The organism is Pseudomonas sp. NFACC41-3 (assembly GCF_900109505.1).
GTDB lineage: Bacteria > Pseudomonadota > Gammaproteobacteria > Pseudomonadales > Pseudomonadaceae > Aquipseudomonas > Aquipseudomonas chlororaphis.
This window is the reverse complement of the sequence record NZ_FOAE01000001.1, coordinates 1,156,084-1,169,176: the sequence shown is the minus strand read 5'-3', so window position 1 is coordinate 1,169,176 and position 13,093 is coordinate 1,156,084. Positions and strand designations below refer to the sequence as shown.

The 13,093-nt window shown below is 61.5% G+C and carries 17 protein-coding genes and 1 pseudogene; 1 reads left to right on the top strand and 17 read right to left on the bottom strand.

Going from position 1 to position 13,093, the window contains the following annotated elements:
• Positions 1 to 82 precede the first annotated feature (82 nt).
• The 12 genes and pseudogenes from BMY68_RS05415 to BMY68_RS05360 form a co-directional block, all read right to left on the bottom strand.
• A complete protein-coding gene (locus tag BMY68_RS05415; protein ID WP_085531168.1) occupies positions 83 to 367 on the bottom strand; it encodes a DUF3077 domain-containing protein in 285 nt (94 codons plus the stop codon).
• 133 nt (positions 368 to 500) lie between these two features.
• Entirely contained in the window at positions 501 to 1,016 is a 516-nt protein-coding gene (locus tag BMY68_RS05410) for a hypothetical protein (protein ID WP_085531170.1), read from the bottom strand.
• 28 nt (positions 1,017 to 1,044) lie between these two features.
• Positions 1,045 to 1,434, bottom strand: coding sequence for a hypothetical protein (locus tag BMY68_RS05405; protein ID WP_085531172.1), 390 nt, complete (start codon positions 1,432 to 1,434; stop codon positions 1,045 to 1,047).
• The gene (locus tag BMY68_RS05400) at positions 1,431 to 2,891 is read right to left on the bottom strand and encodes a PAAR domain-containing protein (protein WP_085531174.1); all 1,461 of its coding nucleotides are present in this window, start codon (positions 2,889 to 2,891) and stop codon (positions 1,431 to 1,433) included. The genes BMY68_RS05405 and BMY68_RS05400 overlap by 4 nt, the downstream gene beginning before the upstream one ends.
• Positions 2,892 to 3,079: 188 nt before the next feature.
• Positions 3,080 to 3,319, bottom strand: a complete 240-nt coding sequence (locus BMY68_RS05395) for a pyocin S6 family toxin immunity protein (RefSeq protein WP_085531176.1) — start codon at positions 3,317 to 3,319, stop codon at positions 3,080 to 3,082.
• 16 nt (positions 3,320 to 3,335) lie between these two features.
• The gene (locus BMY68_RS29815) at positions 3,336 to 3,737 is read right to left on the bottom strand and encodes a pyocin S6 family toxin immunity protein (protein WP_175534811.1); all 402 of its coding nucleotides are present in this window, start codon (positions 3,735 to 3,737) and stop codon (positions 3,336 to 3,338) included.
• Positions 3,688 to 3,942: pseudogene (locus BMY68_RS30025) on the bottom strand (pyocin S6 family toxin immunity protein). The gene BMY68_RS29815 and the pseudogene BMY68_RS30025 overlap by 50 nt, the downstream one beginning before the upstream one ends.
• A 48-nt stretch (positions 3,943 to 3,990) precedes the next feature.
• Positions 3,991 to 4,230: a pyocin S6 family toxin immunity protein gene (locus BMY68_RS05380; RefSeq protein ID WP_009043532.1), complete on the bottom strand. Its 240-nt coding sequence runs from the start codon at positions 4,228 to 4,230 to the stop codon at positions 3,991 to 3,993.
• 13 nt (positions 4,231 to 4,243) lie between these two features.
• The gene (locus BMY68_RS05375) at positions 4,244 to 5,344 is read right to left on the bottom strand and encodes a colicin E3/pyocin S6 family cytotoxin (RefSeq protein WP_085531179.1); all 1,101 of its coding nucleotides are present in this window, start codon (positions 5,342 to 5,344) and stop codon (positions 4,244 to 4,246) included.
• 140 nt (positions 5,345 to 5,484) lie between these two features.
• Positions 5,485 to 5,988: an RES family NAD+ phosphorylase gene (locus BMY68_RS05370; protein ID WP_009043530.1), complete on the bottom strand. Its 504-nt coding sequence runs from the start codon at positions 5,986 to 5,988 to the stop codon at positions 5,485 to 5,487.
• Entirely contained in the window at positions 5,988 to 6,584 is a 597-nt protein-coding gene (locus BMY68_RS05365) for a type II RES/Xre toxin-antitoxin system antitoxin (protein ID WP_085531583.1), read from the bottom strand. Before BMY68_RS05365 ends, BMY68_RS05370 begins: the two co-directional genes overlap by 1 nt.
• Before the next feature lie 125 nt (positions 6,585 to 6,709).
• Positions 6,710 to 7,024, bottom strand: a complete 315-nt coding sequence (locus tag BMY68_RS05360; protein WP_085531181.1) for a hypothetical protein — start codon at positions 7,022 to 7,024, stop codon at positions 6,710 to 6,712.
• Positions 7,025 to 7,248: 224 nt separating this feature from the next.
• Here BMY68_RS05360 and BMY68_RS05355 point away from each other — a divergent pair, with 224 nt between their 5' ends.
• On the top strand, positions 7,249 to 8,082 hold the full coding sequence (locus tag BMY68_RS05355; RefSeq protein ID WP_007931857.1) for a DeoR/GlpR family DNA-binding transcription regulator: 834 nt from the start codon (positions 7,249 to 7,251) through the stop codon (positions 8,080 to 8,082).
• A gap of 21 nt (positions 8,083 to 8,103) precedes the next feature.
• Here BMY68_RS05355 and BMY68_RS05350 read toward each other — a convergent pair whose 3' ends face one another.
• The 5 genes from BMY68_RS05350 to otnK all read right to left on the bottom strand — a co-directional run bounded on the left by BMY68_RS05350 (position 8,104) and on the right by otnK (position 13,083).
• Positions 8,104 to 8,517 carry a hypothetical protein gene (locus BMY68_RS05350; RefSeq protein WP_009048635.1) on the bottom strand — a complete coding sequence of 138 codons (414 nt, stop codon included), beginning with the start codon at positions 8,515 to 8,517 and terminating at the stop codon, positions 8,104 to 8,106.
• A 165-nt stretch (positions 8,518 to 8,682) separates the two neighbouring features.
• The gene (gene otnI, locus BMY68_RS05345; RefSeq protein WP_085531183.1) at positions 8,683 to 9,465 is read right to left on the bottom strand and encodes a 2-oxo-tetronate isomerase; all 783 of its coding nucleotides are present in this window, start codon (positions 9,463 to 9,465) and stop codon (positions 8,683 to 8,685) included.
• A 19-nt stretch (positions 9,466 to 9,484) separates the two neighbouring features.
• Positions 9,485 to 10,951 carry a GntT/GntP/DsdX family permease gene (locus BMY68_RS05340; protein WP_085531185.1) on the bottom strand — a complete coding sequence of 489 codons (1,467 nt, stop codon included), beginning with the start codon at positions 10,949 to 10,951 and terminating at the stop codon, positions 9,485 to 9,487.
• 192 nt (positions 10,952 to 11,143) lie between these two features.
• Positions 11,144 to 11,794: a 3-oxo-tetronate 4-phosphate decarboxylase gene (locus BMY68_RS05335; protein WP_085531187.1), complete on the bottom strand. Its 651-nt coding sequence runs from the start codon at positions 11,792 to 11,794 to the stop codon at positions 11,144 to 11,146.
• Positions 11,791 to 13,083 carry a 3-oxo-tetronate kinase gene (otnK, locus tag BMY68_RS05330; RefSeq protein ID WP_085531189.1) on the bottom strand — a complete coding sequence of 431 codons (1,293 nt, stop codon included), beginning with the start codon at positions 13,081 to 13,083 and terminating at the stop codon, positions 11,791 to 11,793. Before otnK ends, BMY68_RS05335 begins: the two co-directional genes overlap by 4 nt.
• Positions 13,084 to 13,093: the final 10 nt, after the last annotated feature.

Genomic DNA, 13,093 nt, shown 5'->3' with positions numbered 1-13,093 from the left:
GATAGTCGAACCAGACTTTGGGAAATCGACGCCGCTTCCCTGCCACCCAGAAACGACGCCCTACCCGACATCCTCCTACCTGTTAAACCTGCAACGCCTCCTCTTCCCTTAAGCCCAACCCCACATCATCGATCACCGCCTTGCCCATCTCCGCCAGAAAGTGCGCGGCCCAGGCGTAACGTTCGCCCTGCTCTTCCATGGCGGCATCGAGGGCAAGTTTCTTGGCGTAGTACAGCAGGGTCGAAGCGTGTTCCAGGGCTTGGTGCAGAGGTACGTCGGCATTGACGCGGAACAGGGTTTGATCGCCGTCGCCGCAAAGACCGAAGGTGACGAAGCCGAGGGTTTTGACGGGGGTGGAGGTGCTCATAGCGCACCTCCTTTTGCTCTTGGGGAGCAGACGTAATTGAGCAGGAAAAGGAGATTAGAAAAGCCGCGATCTGCGGACGACTTGTCGGCGCACATAATTGAACTCCATATCGTTGCGCCTGCATCAAAACGGGTTACCAAGCCCGATCACTGCGTTTGCAGCGACGATCAAAGGCTAGCTCTGGGCTCGATACGGGGCAACGACAAAGACGTGGCAGTTTATGTCCGAACCTCGGGGCCTTAAAGTCCGCCTTTTTTACATAGTTCCAACACACAACCATTGCTCCGCCGACCAAAAAACCACCCACGGCCAACGCAATATTCACGATATGCAACAGGATCAGCTTGCGCTTCAGGGGCGATGGAAAAGCGTCCAAGTCCGCCTGACTGACTCCGCCGTGACGAAGATAGATTCCGGGAAATGTCATGATTCCCGCAATCGACGCCGTAAGCATGACTGTCCCCCACGGCCCGACGTGCATAAGAAACCTTCTTTGCTGTATTGCTTGGCAATTCTCAAGATGGCCCAGCATTTCCTCCATACGTGAATACCCGACATACAGAAAAACACCCATCAGGGCAAAGGCACCAACAAGTATTCCGGCAAATGTGAATGCAAGCACAACTGCCGCCAGGTTAAGCAGGCCCAATTGAAAACCTCATAAATAACGCCACTTATCACGGCCTGATCAATTTCAGAACAATAAACTCAACTATTAGACAGACCAGGAATACTAACTGCATGTTAAACATTGCAATCAGTCTCCGCTTGAGCGGCTCAGGAAAATTATCTACATCACCAGCATCCATCATCCCCTTTCTAATTTGATAGTTAGAGTATGCCAAGGCACCCGAAATCATCCCTATCATTAAAAAGCGCCCCCACCCCCCCATATAAAGGTAATACCTTTGGTTATTTACTACTTTGCAGTTTTTTACATACCCCAAAATCTCATCCATTCGGGTGCAACTCAGATAGAAATACACCCCTGCAGTAACTCCCCCACCCAAAAACGTGGCTACACCCAAAAAGGTAAGCACGTATTCCGCAGTACTTAACTTACTCATTGCCCGACCTCATAAATATTTTCTCCGAGGAGCTCTCCGAAGGCCTCTCCGCCCTTCCCTGCCAAATAGCTCCCCGCTCCAACCACCACCAAGCCACAGACAACACCGCCCATCCCCCCTGTAGGAACAGCAACTGCAGCACAGATGGAAGTCATAGCCTGGGTTAAAACCGGGCTGGCGATTGCCCCTCCGAACACCCCACCAACAAAACTCCCCACCTCAGTAAACTTCACCTTCTCGCAAGCCTCTTTATTCCCCGCAGAACAAACATCCTGAACCTTCACATAAGACGCGCCACCGCCCAAAGCCGTGCCAATCCACCCCCCATACTTGAGCACCGTGGAAGCCTTCGACACACCCTCGATATGCGTCGCATACCCCGGTATCTGCCCCGCTGCTCCTGCTTTGGTCCAATGATGGACCAGGCTGCGGCTGGAAATCCCCAGTGCGGTTTTCAGGTCCGGGTGGTCGGGAAAGGCGATGCTCATTTTCGTGATGGCGGTGAGGTTTGCGTCCAGCCGGGCGAGCAGTGCCCGCCGTTCAGCGAAGAACTGGACGCTGCGTAGATGCCCATCCCGCAGGAAGTAGGTTTGGTGGAGGGATTCGATGGCCTGCAAGGTTCTTTTAATACCGTCCAGATGATTGCCGGCGGCAGCGGTCGCGACCCCAAGGTTGGTTGAGCCATAAGACAGGACCGACTCGATCTGCTGCCGGTACTGGACCATAAAGGCCGCCTCCTCGGCCGTGAGGGTGTCCAGCGCGGCGCTGACCTTTTGCGCTGCGTCCATCAGCAGTGTTTCTTCACGGCTGCACTGATGGTTTTCGGGATGGCTGAGGACCACCATCTGGCCGGGTTTGGCGGTGTCCGTCAGTTGGGGGTTGAGCCGACGAAACTTCTCCAGGAGGGCCGCGTCGGGCCGACCGAAAAGCACCACTTCGAGGGCTGCACGGCTCATCGGGGACTGAACGATATAAAAGCCCGGCTCTACGCCTTGTTGCGACAACCGAGCGGGCGCTGACAGCGCCGTTTCGCTGATGGGCGCCAGCCCCTTCACCTGATCGCGCGGCAGCGAATCTGCGAATTGGTTTTGCGAATATCCCCGCCTGATCGCTTCGGCCCATTGATGGGTATTCGCCACAACTTGCGGCACCAAGGCGACGGGAACAGGAACCGCTGGCTGATTATCCGAGAGGACAGAAGATTGAGTGGCGACAAGACGGTTAGAACCTACAGGGCAGCCACACTGAACGGCGCACCCTTCCACCGCGATAGCCTGTTGGTTATCCAGCCATGTGTTATGGCCCTCCGCGATATACCCCACCGACTGGCACACCGGACACCACACCGGGTCGGTGATGCGTGCAACTTTGCGGTACTCAACGATGGTTGTTGACGAACCTGCGATAACCTTTCCACCGGTCGTGGTCGGGTCTCCTTCCCTGATGACATAGGCCATGAGTACATCCTGAGTGTCTGAAAAATTCAGGCACCGACCCTATCAATGCAGAAAAGTCGTAAATATCAGAGCTTTCCCAAACCTCCGTACTAAAAACCTTTGCTAATCGTAGGGGACGAGAAGAACGATCAGAACTTCCTGATTTCGCCCGTCAATGGGTCGACAGGGATCACGGATGATGGGTGGAGCTAAGCCACCACACCAATAAACAAATCGAGGTGATGGGGTAAGGATTCTTTGATGGCCGCAGCTATTTGCATGACCTGTTCCTTGGTCAGTGGTAGCTCACCATCAGCCTCTGCGGCGAGGCTTTCCCAGCCCAAGATGCCCATGACCTTCTGTTCAAATTCCGGAACAACGTCCAACTCATATTTTAATGACGTGTCATCAAAGCCATCGGATAAAAAGCCGGTGAGGTACAGGTGCATAGACCGCATCCAGTTTCTAGGCAAAAACGCTGATACAGATATCCAGATCACTCGGTATGGGTTGCCCAAGCACACTCTCAATCTGCCTGACTTGTGTCGCGGTTAACGCTACAACGCCATATTTCACGCCCTCTTCGAGGGAGCTCCAGCCGACCAAATCAAGCACGGCCTGATTGAATTCCGGTGCTACGCCCAGTTCAAATTGCACATATTCATTTTCGTGACCATCGGGGAAAAAGCCTGCGATACATAAAAACATAAGGGTCTGCTGGCCTCGTTCATTCCGTCGCTGCAGAGTCGAACTCCCTGCCTTTTTGTCATCCTCACCCGCACCGTACCGAGTGCCCCACTCATCGATGTTTCCTGAACTATCGACCCAACAGGGACGCTTCAACCCCAATAAAAATATCCAGATCATCAGGAATGGGTTCTTTGATCAAAACAGCGATCTGCCGAGCCTGCTCCACCGTCAACAACCACTCCCCGCTTGCCATTGCGTTGAGGCTTTTATGGCCCAGCAGAGCTACGATCTGCTATTCGAATTCAGGTGCTACGTCCAGCTCGTATTTCAATGAGGTGTCGCTAAAACTGTCTGGCAAAAAGCCGGTGATACACAGATACATAAAGCACTCCTATTTTTCTGCTGTTCGTCCAGGCATGATTCACCCGTTCTACGCAGTTACGCCGATGAACAAATCCAAGTCTGCTGGAAGAGATTCGCCAATAATCTTTGCAATCTGCTGTACCTGCATCGTGTTAAGTAGCCAATCGCCCTCGGGGCTGTTTTCCAAGTCTGTCCATCCAAGAGTATCCAGGACTTTTCGTTCAAACTCGTGAGGTACATTGAGTTCGTACTTCAGTGAGTCGTCTTCGTTATCGCCCGGCAAAAAACCGCTAATCCATAAAAACACGCTGATAGCCTCTCTATTTTGGGGTTGTTCTACCGGCTTTGGCAGGTTTGGTTTGTTCGCCTGTTTCAGGGTCGAACTCACCAAAATGTATGGTTCCTTGCGAGTTGAAAATTTCAACTCTTCCGTGCTGGCTGTCCCATTCGTAAATACGGCCTTTACGATCCTTCCAGCGTCGTCGCATGCCGCCGCCTCCTTGGACAGGGTTTTTATCCTTTGCTGGTTTAGCGTCTGAAAAAGCAGCAAGTTCTTTTGGAGGTTTGTGGTACTTAAGGTCTCCGCCGCCCTTGGCGCTTATCGATAGGTAGATCGGAGCAATCTGGGGCTTGTCAGGGAACCAGATAATCGCATCCCGGTAGTCAGGCGGATGTTCCGGGTTGACCAGTATCTTATCGGCCTGTTCGGTCGGCGGGTACACCCATACCCCTGGCTTCAACGAAACACCTTCCAAGGCAGGGATTCCTAGCACAGCCTTTGGGTCAGCTGCCGGGGTCCATATGACCTCTAGTCCATTCCCAATGTCCGCTACCAGTTGGTCGCCCCGCGCTTTCGCTTCGATGACAGGCACCTGCTGCCACTCCGTCTTGGTCCCGGTATAGAACCCGTACACGCTCACAGTACCGTCCGGCAGGTGTTTTACGTTGACCCGTACACGGGTGTTCCCTTGGCTCAACTGTGCGTATTGCTCGGAGGTATAGAAGGCGCTGTCGGCCGACGTATCGTCAGGCAGCAGTAACGCGGCGAAGCCCACAGCCGTGGAGCCCGCCAAAGCCAGGCTGCCTCCCAGGCGGGCTACGAGGGCTGAAGCACTCCCTGAACCACCGATCCATTGCAGTGGGGTACCGGCCGCAGCTATCGCCGAGCCGGTGCCCAATACCGCGAAGGTGCCGTACTGTTTCAACGACTCGACGGGCACAAAACCACCGGGGTTGCTGTGGTTTATCACCCCATTGGGCAAGGCGCAGGACTTGGCGAAGACACAGCCTTTAAGGGCTGGTTTTGCCTCTGGTTTAACTGGCAGGTCTTTGTATTCGGCCCAGCGCTGTTCACCGATATCGACAGGCTCCACGCCTCTATTGCGATAGCCCTTCGGGGCGTTGGGTACATAGCCGCTCATCCGTGTCCACTTCCACATCGTCCATAAAAAAGCCCCCATCAAGATGGGGGCAAGTTTGGTTGCAGTTGGCAACGGAACGTTACGCTAAGTGGCTACGGCCGGGGTGTAGGAAGATTCTGAAATTGCTCGGTGCTGCTGCGCTACACGACACGCTCCGGCGGACTCAACCGCCCATCCAGCGCAAAACGCTCCTGCAACACCAGTTCATACAACCCCGTGGCCAGCAAGGGGTTGATCAGCAGGTTCCAGCTATGGCGCGACACGCTGGAGGGGATCAGCACGAAGGGATGCTGCTCCAGTAGGCTGGCGCCGAAGGCTTGTTGGCTGTGACTGGGGGTGCCGGGGATCAGCCAGTTGGGGTTGGGGATGTCTTCGGGGCGGACGGTGTGGACCCGCGACGGGTCCAGCACCCGGGCCGCGGTCAGGGTGTGGGGCAGGCAGTCGAGGGCCTTGAAGCCCTTGTGCACCGCCACCTCCAGGATGGCGGTCGAGGCGTCCAGGCTGGCGTACACCACTTGCACCCCCTTGGGGTTCCAGCGCCCGCCGCTGCCTTCGGCGCCAATGCCGCTGTTCCAGGTCGAGGCATGCCGGGCCTGGTCGAGGCGCCAGAAATGCAGGGCCGGGGCCAAGGGGTCGGTGAGCATCAGTAGACCCCGAACTCGAGCCGGTGCAGAAAGTCCGTCACCAGTTCATAGCCCACCGGGTTGGCCAGTAGGTCGATGGGGACTTCGCCATCCAGGCCCAGCGCCGGTTGGGTCATCCACTCTTCGGCCAGCGCCCGGGAGCCCAGCACCGCCTCGGCCTTTTCCAGCACTTGCGCGTAATGCAAGGCGCGGGCGCTCTGTTCGGGGGTCAGGGCCTGGTCCTGGTTCTTCAGGCGCCGCGCCAGGGTGCGCTCGGAAAACCCGACGATCTTCGCCAGCACGTTGTAGCGCTTGAAGGCCTCGACCGACTCCACCAGCTCGATCACCGCGCCCAGGGAGAACCCCAGCTGGGTGGCCCTGAATACCGCCATCGGGTCATCGGCGTCGGTGCCCGGCAGCAGCCCGCGCACCATGGGCGAAGGCAGCGCATAGACCGCCGCCTCTTCGCGCAGCAGGTTGGCCTTGGGGCCGCGGACGCGGCTGGCGGAGGGCTTGCGTGGTTCGACCTTGGCGATGGCCTTGGGCGCACTGCCCTTGGCCTTCTCAGCCTCGGCCGAGGGTTTCACGGTGGCGGTATTCTTGGCGGCGGCGGTCATGATCATCTCCCGGCCTGATGACAGATGGCATTCACTTTAATGCCATTTGGCAAAAGAAAGAACCGCCAGCTTACCAACGGTCGTCAGGCCCGGTGACGCTTCGCCGGCATGAGCCACGGCGCGGCTCAGCCATGCGCCCTCTCCAACGCCCCCTCGATATCCCCGGCGGCGACCGGGCTGTCGCCCAGCCAGAGACTGTTGTCGGCCAGGCGAATGCTCAGGCAGACCGCCTCACGCTCTCCGGGGTACTTGCGCAACAGCAGTTCCACCGCCGCCGTCGATGGCGAGCAGGACACCAGGTCCCACGGCCCGCCACTCAGGTCCAGCACGACCCGGCCATCGCGAGCATCCACCACCCTGGGTGCGTACACCCAGTGGCTCATGCGCATTTCATGGGGCTCGACGCTGATCGTCAGGTGTTCATAACGCTTGGGGTCCATGACCGCTCCTTAGTAGCTGCTCGCCGGTCGATGCTCGATAGCCGTCACGCGCAATGCAGGAATATCGCGTCATCGTTCATCGCGCGCAAGCTGCGCTCCTGCAGAGGCAGAGCCACGCGCTCGTACAGGGGGACGATCGGTTGCGTGCTTCTCGTTCCCGCCCCGCGGATTCGCTACTATGTCCGCCAGTTACCTGCCTTCTGCCCAGCCACTGCGGAGCCTCAATGCCCAACCCCAAGGACATCGCCAGCGATAGCGGCGCCCCGATGATTCCCGAGCAGCGTCGCGAGCTGATCCTGCGCCAGTTGCGCAAGCACCAGGTGTTGAGCGTGCATCAGTTGATGGAGATGTTCGACTGCTCGCACATGACCGTGCGCCGCGATATCGCGCTGCTGGAGCAGGAAGGCCGGGCCTATTCGGTGACCGGTGGGGTGCGCATCGCCAGCCAGCTGCACAGCGAGCCGAGCCACCAGAGCAAGGCGGTGGTCGAGCTGCCGCAGAAGCAGGCCATGGCCCGGCTGGCGGCGCGTTTGCTACACGCGGACATGACGGTGTACCTGGACGCCGGCACCAGCACCCTGGAGATCGTGCCGTACATCAAGGCGCTGTCGGGCATGACCGTGGTGACCAATGACTTCGGCATCGTCCAGGCGCTGATGGAGGCGCCTCAGGTGACGGTGATCCACACCGGCGGCCAGCTCGACCACGACAACCATTCCTGCGTCGGCGGGCTGGCGGTGGCGACCCTGCGTCAGGTGGTGACCGATATCGCCTTCATGTCCACCAGCTCCTGGGACCTGCGCCGCGGCATCACCACGCCGTCGGCGCTGAAGGTCGAGGTCAAGCAGGTGGCGATGCAGTCGGCGTCCCAGGTGGTGCTGGTGGCCAGCAGTTCGAAGTACGGCACCTTCAGCATGTACCGCATCGCCGGGCTGGAGCAGTTCGACGTAATCATCAGCGACGACGACCTGGCCCAGGCCGCGGCGGACGGGATTCGCAAGCAAGGGGTGGAATTGCTGCTGCCCTCCGACTCGCAAGCGGTTGCAGCGAAAGACTGACAGCCGCTGCGCGGGTGCCGCTCACTGGTGCTGCTTTCTGAACCACAGCACGCAGGCGATATCCCGCAGGTCTTCGCCCAAGCCGTCGAGGGCCACCCGGGTAGTGCGGCGAATGCGTCGCAGCCACTCCACCACCGCGCACAGGCTGGCGAAAAAGAACAGCAGCACGAACAGTTGCCGCAGGCCAAAGCCCTGGTCCAGCCCCTGGGCGCGGAAGTGGTTCCACAGCCAAAGGCCGCAGGCGGCGCTCAGCACCACCAGCAGCACGCTGGCGATATTGATCCACTGACCAAGAATAGTGGTGCGCCGGGCACGGCGGTATTCGCGCTCGATGCGCTCCAGGGTCACGGTGGGAATCTGTTCCCAATGCAGATCGCGCGGACGACAAGGCGCGTCGTCCAGGCCCGACTGATCGACGAATATCGACTTTTCCATGCTCCCCGCTCCCATTGATGGCACCAGTGATGGCCCTGGCGACAGGGAGCCAATGTACCCGCAGCTGGGGAGCGAAGGCCGACACCTCCAGAAATGTTCAGATTCCCGCAGAATCGCGCTTCGCGGGCGGCACCCACTGACCCATGGCGCCGCCCCACCCGCCCCTCAGAAGGCTTTCCAGTCCCGCAGCCATTGCAGGCCGGCCGAGGTATCGCCGCGCGGTCGGTACTCGCAACCAACCCAGCCGTCGTAGCCCAGCTGGTCCATCAGCGCGAACAGGTACGGGTAGTTCAGCTCGCCCAGGTCCGGCTCGTGGCGGTCCGGCACGCCGGCGATCTGGATATGGCCGATGCCGGCGAAGTCGCGACGCAGCTTGGTCGCCAGGTCGCCTTCGACGATCTGGCAGTGGTAGCAGTCGAACTGCACCTTGAGGTTGCTCGCGCCGACTTCCTTGCAAATCGCCTGGGCCTGGTCCTGGCGGTTGAGAAAGAAGCCCGGCATGTCGCGGGTGTTGATCGGCTCCAGCAGCACCGTGACCCCGGCCTTGGCCGCCTGGGCGGTGGCGTAGGCCAGGTTCTCCAGGTACACCGCGTAATGGCGTTCGCGCAGCTCTTCCGAGGGCAGCAGGCCGGCCATTACATGGATGCGCGAGTTGCCCAGCACCGCGGCGTATTCCAGGGCGCGCTCGAAGCCGGCGCGGAACTCCGCCTCGCGCCCCGGCAGGGTCACGGTGCCCCGCTCGCCCGCCGCCCAGTCGCCGGGCGGCGCGTTGAACAGGGCCTGGACCAGGCCGTTGTCGCTCAGGCGCTGCTTGAGCTCCTGGGGGCTGTAGTCGTAGGGGAACAGGTATTCCACCGCTTCGAAACCGTCGGCCGCCGCGGCGGCGAAACGCTCGAGAAACCCGTGTTGCGGGTAGAGCATGCTTAGGTTGGCAGCAAAACGAGGCATGTTGGCTCCTAAAAACGGCTCAGACAAAAGGCCAGATCAGCAAGGTAATACAGAAACCCAGGGTACCGAGCAAGGTGGTGATCACGGTCCAGGTGCGCAGGCCGTCGGCGACGTTGAGCCCGGCGAGCTTGGTGAAGATCCAGTAGCCGGCGTCGTTGATATGCGACATCGCCAGCCCGCCACCGCCCATGGCCAGGCACAGCAGCGCCATGTGGTTGGGGGTCAGGTTCAGGGTGGCGATCAGCGGGCTGATGATCCCGGCCGTGGTCACCAGGGCCACGGTGGTCGACCCCTGCACCGCACGCAGCAGCATGGTCAGCAAAAAGCCCAGGGCCAGCACCGGCAGGCCGGTGGTGCGCAGCAGGTCGGAGACCACCGCGCCGATCCCGGTGTCCACCAGCACCTTGCCGAACACTCCGCCGGCCCCGGCGATCAGGATCACCATGGCCACGCCCGGCAAGGCCGAGCCGATCACGTCCGACACCTGGTTGCGGCTCCAGCCACGGCGCGAACCCAGCAGCCAGGCGCACAGCAAGGTATCGATCAGCAGCGCCACCAGCGGCGCGCCGAGCACGGTCATGATGCCGCGCAGGGTGGATTCGGCCGGCAGCAGCGAAGTGGCCAGGGTGCCCAGCAGGATCAGCACGATCGGCAGCAGGATCAGGCTGACGATCAGGCCGAAACCCGGCGCGGGCGCCGGTGGCAGCTTGGCGACAATGGCGCTGGTGGATTCTTCCAGGCCCATGTGGGACGCCGCCACCGCCGCCTGTTGCGGGTTCTGCTCATGGCCGTTGCCATTGGTCCAGGCCAGCAGGTCCTCGTTGGTCACGTGGGGGCCGTAGACTTCGGCGCGGATGTCGTCGGTCATCGGGTAGAAGCGCCGGGTCATGCGCCCGGCCACGCGGTAGCCGACGTAGCACAGGAAGGCGGTGATCGGCAGGCCGAACATCAGCACCCGGCCCAGGTCGGCGCCCAGCTGGCTGGCCGCGGCCACGGCGCCCGGATGGGGCGGCAGGAACGCGTGCACGGTGAGCAGCGCCGCGCACATCGGCAAGGCGAACACCAGCAGCGGCTTGCGCGCCCGGCGAGCGACGCCATAGGCCAGCGGCATAAGGATGATCACCCCCACTTCGAAGAACACCGGCACGCCGATGATGAACCCGGCGATGGTCAGCGCCAGCGGCGTGCGGCGGTTGCCGAAACGCTCGATCAGGGTCTTGGCCAGGGCCTCGGCGCCGCCGGACAGCTCGATGATCCGCCCGATCATGGCGCCGAGGGCGATGATGATCGCGATATGGCCGAGGGTCTTACCCATGCCGCCTTCGATGGTCGCCACCAGGTCGGCCGGTTTCACCCCGGCCACCAGCGCCACCAGGATGCTCACCAGCATCAGCGCGACAAAGGGCTGGAACTTGTACTTGAGCACCAGGAACAGCAGCAGCGCGATGCCCGCGCCGGCCGTCAACATCAGGATAAGCGGGCTCATTGCGCGGCCCCTCCCTCATAAGAGAAAGAAGCGCCGGTGAAGCCAAAACAGCTGCAGTCAGGGAACGTCATGCGGGGATGTCCTGTTGTTATTGTTTTTTCAGGCAAGCCGGGGCCGTCGAGAGCCTGACGGCGGCTCCCGGGCGGTGCTTGCAATGTCGGTTTACAGTTTCGAGTTGCAGCGGCGCGCTACCTACCAGTGCGCGCCGAAGGTCTCGCGCAGCTCATCCAGGGCTGCCTGATCCAGCGGCGCCGGCTTGGGATTGCTCATCAGCCAGAGTCGCGCGGTTTCTTCCAGTTCTTCCAGGGCGTAGCTGGCCTTGGCCACCGAGCTTTCCCAGACCACCGGCCCCAGGCGTTCGAGCATCACCCCGCGCACGCTGTTGGCCAGTTGCGCCACCTGCTCGGCGACCTTGGGCGAACCCGGGCGCTGGTAGCCGATCAGCGGGATGTGCCCGACCTTCATCACTTGGTACGGCGTCAGCGGCGGCAGGATGTCGTCCGGCCGCCATACGCCGGCCAGGGTCAGCGCCACCAGGTGGGTGGAATGGGTGTGCACCACGCCGCCGACGCCCGGGTTGCGGTCATAGACCTGGCGATGCAGGGCCAGGGTCTTCGACGGCTTGTCGCCGGACACCCACTCCCCCGCCAGGTTGACCTTGGCGATGGCCGCCGGATCGAGGCGGCCGAGGCAGACGTCGGTCGGGGTGATCAGCCAGCCATCGTCGAGGCGCGCACTGATGTTGCCGGCGCTGCCCACGGTGTAGCCGCGCTGGTAGAGGCTGCGGCCGACGTCGCAGATCTCTTCGCGCAGGGCCTGTTCCTTATTCGCCGCGGCGCTCATTGGCCACCTCCGGCCAGTTGCTTGAGGGCCTTGGCAAAGAAGTCGCGACTACCGAAGTTGCCGGACTTCAGGGCCAGCGCCAGCGGTTCGCTGGAGTTGCTGATTGTGGCCGGCACGCCCGGATCGATCTGCGCGCCGATCTGCAGCAGGCTGACCCCCAGCGCCTTGACCACCGCGCCAGAGGTTTCACCACCGGCAATCACAAAGCGGCGCACGCCGTTCTGGCGCAGGCCCGCGGCGATCTCGCCCAGGGCGTTCTCCACCAGCGCGCCGGCGCGTTCGACGCCGAGCTGCTGTTGCACCGCCTTGACCTCGGCCGGGGTGCTGGTGGCGTAGATCAGTACGGTTTCGTCACTGTCGCGGGCAAAGGCCAGGGCGTTCTCCACCACCGGCTCGCCGGCGGCCAGGGCCATGGGGTCGATGCGCAGGGCCGGACGGTCGGCCTCCAGCCAGGCCGCAACCTGGCCGATGGTGGCCACCGAGGCACTGCCGGCCAGCACCACTTCGTCGCCTGCAACCGTCGGCAGCGACGCCGCGTCGAAGTCGCGCAGTTTGCCGGCGCGGCGGAAGTTGCCCGGCAGGCCCAGGGCCAGGCCCGAGCCGCCGGTGAGCAGCGGCAGGTCGGCGCAGGCGCTGCCCAGGGTGTAGAGGTCCTGGTCGGACAGCGCGTCGGCAATGGCCATGCCGACGCCCTGCGCGCGCAGTTCGGCGATTTTCGCCCGCACCGCCTCGACGCCCCCGGCGATTCTGTCGTAGCGCAGCAGGCCGACTTTCAGCTGGGTCTGGGCCTGCAGCACGCGCACCAGGTTGGCGTCGGTCATCGGCGTCAGCGGGTGATGCTGCATGCCCGATTCGCTGAGCAACTGGTCCTGGACGAACAGGTGGCCGCGGAAAATGGTCCGGCCGTTTTCCGGGAACGCCGGGCACGCCAGGGTGAAATCACTGTTCAGGGCCTTGAGCAGGGCCTCGCTGACCTGGCCGATATTGCCGGCGGCGGTGGAATCGAAGGTCGAGCAGTACTTGAAGAAGATCTGCTCGCAGCCTTGCTCGCGCAGCCAGTCCAGGGCCGCGAGGGATTCCTCGACTGCGTCCTGGACCGGTGTGGTGCGCGACTTGAGGGCGATGACGATGGCGTCGGCATCCAGCCCGGCCGCCACTTCGCGGCTGGGGATGCCGATGCTTTGCACCGTGCGCATGCCGCCGCGCACCAGCATGTTGGCAAGGTCAGTGGCGCCGGTGAAATCGTCGGCGATGCAGCCCAGCAACGGGCGTGCGGTGGAATGGGTCATGGAGCGTTCC

What these genes read in the sequence shown, in the direction of transcription:
- BMY68_RS05415 (WP_085531168.1), bottom strand. Translation starts at nt 367, where the DNA reads ATGAGCACCTCCACCCCCGTCAAAACCCTCGGCTTCGTCACCTTCGGT.
- BMY68_RS05405 (WP_085531172.1), bottom strand. Translation starts at nt 1,434, where the DNA reads ATGAGTAAGTTAAGTACTGCGGAATACGTGCTTACCTTTTTGGGTGTA.
- BMY68_RS05365 (WP_085531583.1), bottom strand. Translation starts at nt 6,584, where the DNA reads ATGACCGCCGCCGCCAAGAATACCGCCACCGTGAAACCCTCGGCCGAG.
- BMY68_RS05400 (WP_085531174.1), bottom strand. Translation starts at nt 2,891, where the DNA reads ATGGCCTATGTCATCAGGGAAGGAGACCCGACCACGACCGGTGGAAAG.
- otnI (WP_085531183.1), bottom strand. Translation starts at nt 9,465, where the DNA reads ATGCCTCGTTTTGCTGCCAACCTAAGCATGCTCTACCCGCAACACGGG.
- BMY68_RS05350 (WP_009048635.1), bottom strand. Translation starts at nt 8,517, where the DNA reads ATGGAAAAGTCGATATTCGTCGATCAGTCGGGCCTGGACGACGCGCCT.
- BMY68_RS05375 (WP_085531179.1), bottom strand. Translation starts at nt 5,344, where the DNA reads ATGAGCGGCTATGTACCCAACGCCCCGAAGGGCTATCGCAATAGAGGC.
- BMY68_RS05370 (WP_009043530.1), bottom strand. Translation starts at nt 5,988, where the DNA reads ATGCTCACCGACCCCTTGGCCCCGGCCCTGCATTTCTGGCGCCTCGAC.
- BMY68_RS05355 (WP_007931857.1), top strand. Translation starts at nt 7,249, where the DNA reads ATGCCCAACCCCAAGGACATCGCCAGCGATAGCGGCGCCCCGATGATT.
- BMY68_RS05335 (WP_085531187.1), bottom strand. Translation starts at nt 11,794, where the DNA reads ATGAGCGCCGCGGCGAATAAGGAACAGGCCCTGCGCGAAGAGATCTGC.
- BMY68_RS29815 (WP_175534811.1), bottom strand. Translation starts at nt 3,737, where the DNA reads ATGATCTGGATATTTTTATTGGGGTTGAAGCGTCCCTGTTGGGTCGAT.
- BMY68_RS05395 (WP_085531176.1), bottom strand. Translation starts at nt 3,319, where the DNA reads ATGCACCTGTACCTCACCGGCTTTTTATCCGATGGCTTTGATGACACG.
- BMY68_RS05360 (WP_085531181.1), bottom strand. Translation starts at nt 7,024, where the DNA reads ATGGACCCCAAGCGTTATGAACACCTGACGATCAGCGTCGAGCCCCAT.
- otnK (WP_085531189.1), bottom strand. Translation starts at nt 13,083, where the DNA reads ATGACCCATTCCACCGCACGCCCGTTGCTGGGCTGCATCGCCGACGAT.
- BMY68_RS05340 (WP_085531185.1), bottom strand. Translation starts at nt 10,951, where the DNA reads ATGAGCCCGCTTATCCTGATGTTGACGGCCGGCGCGGGCATCGCGCTG.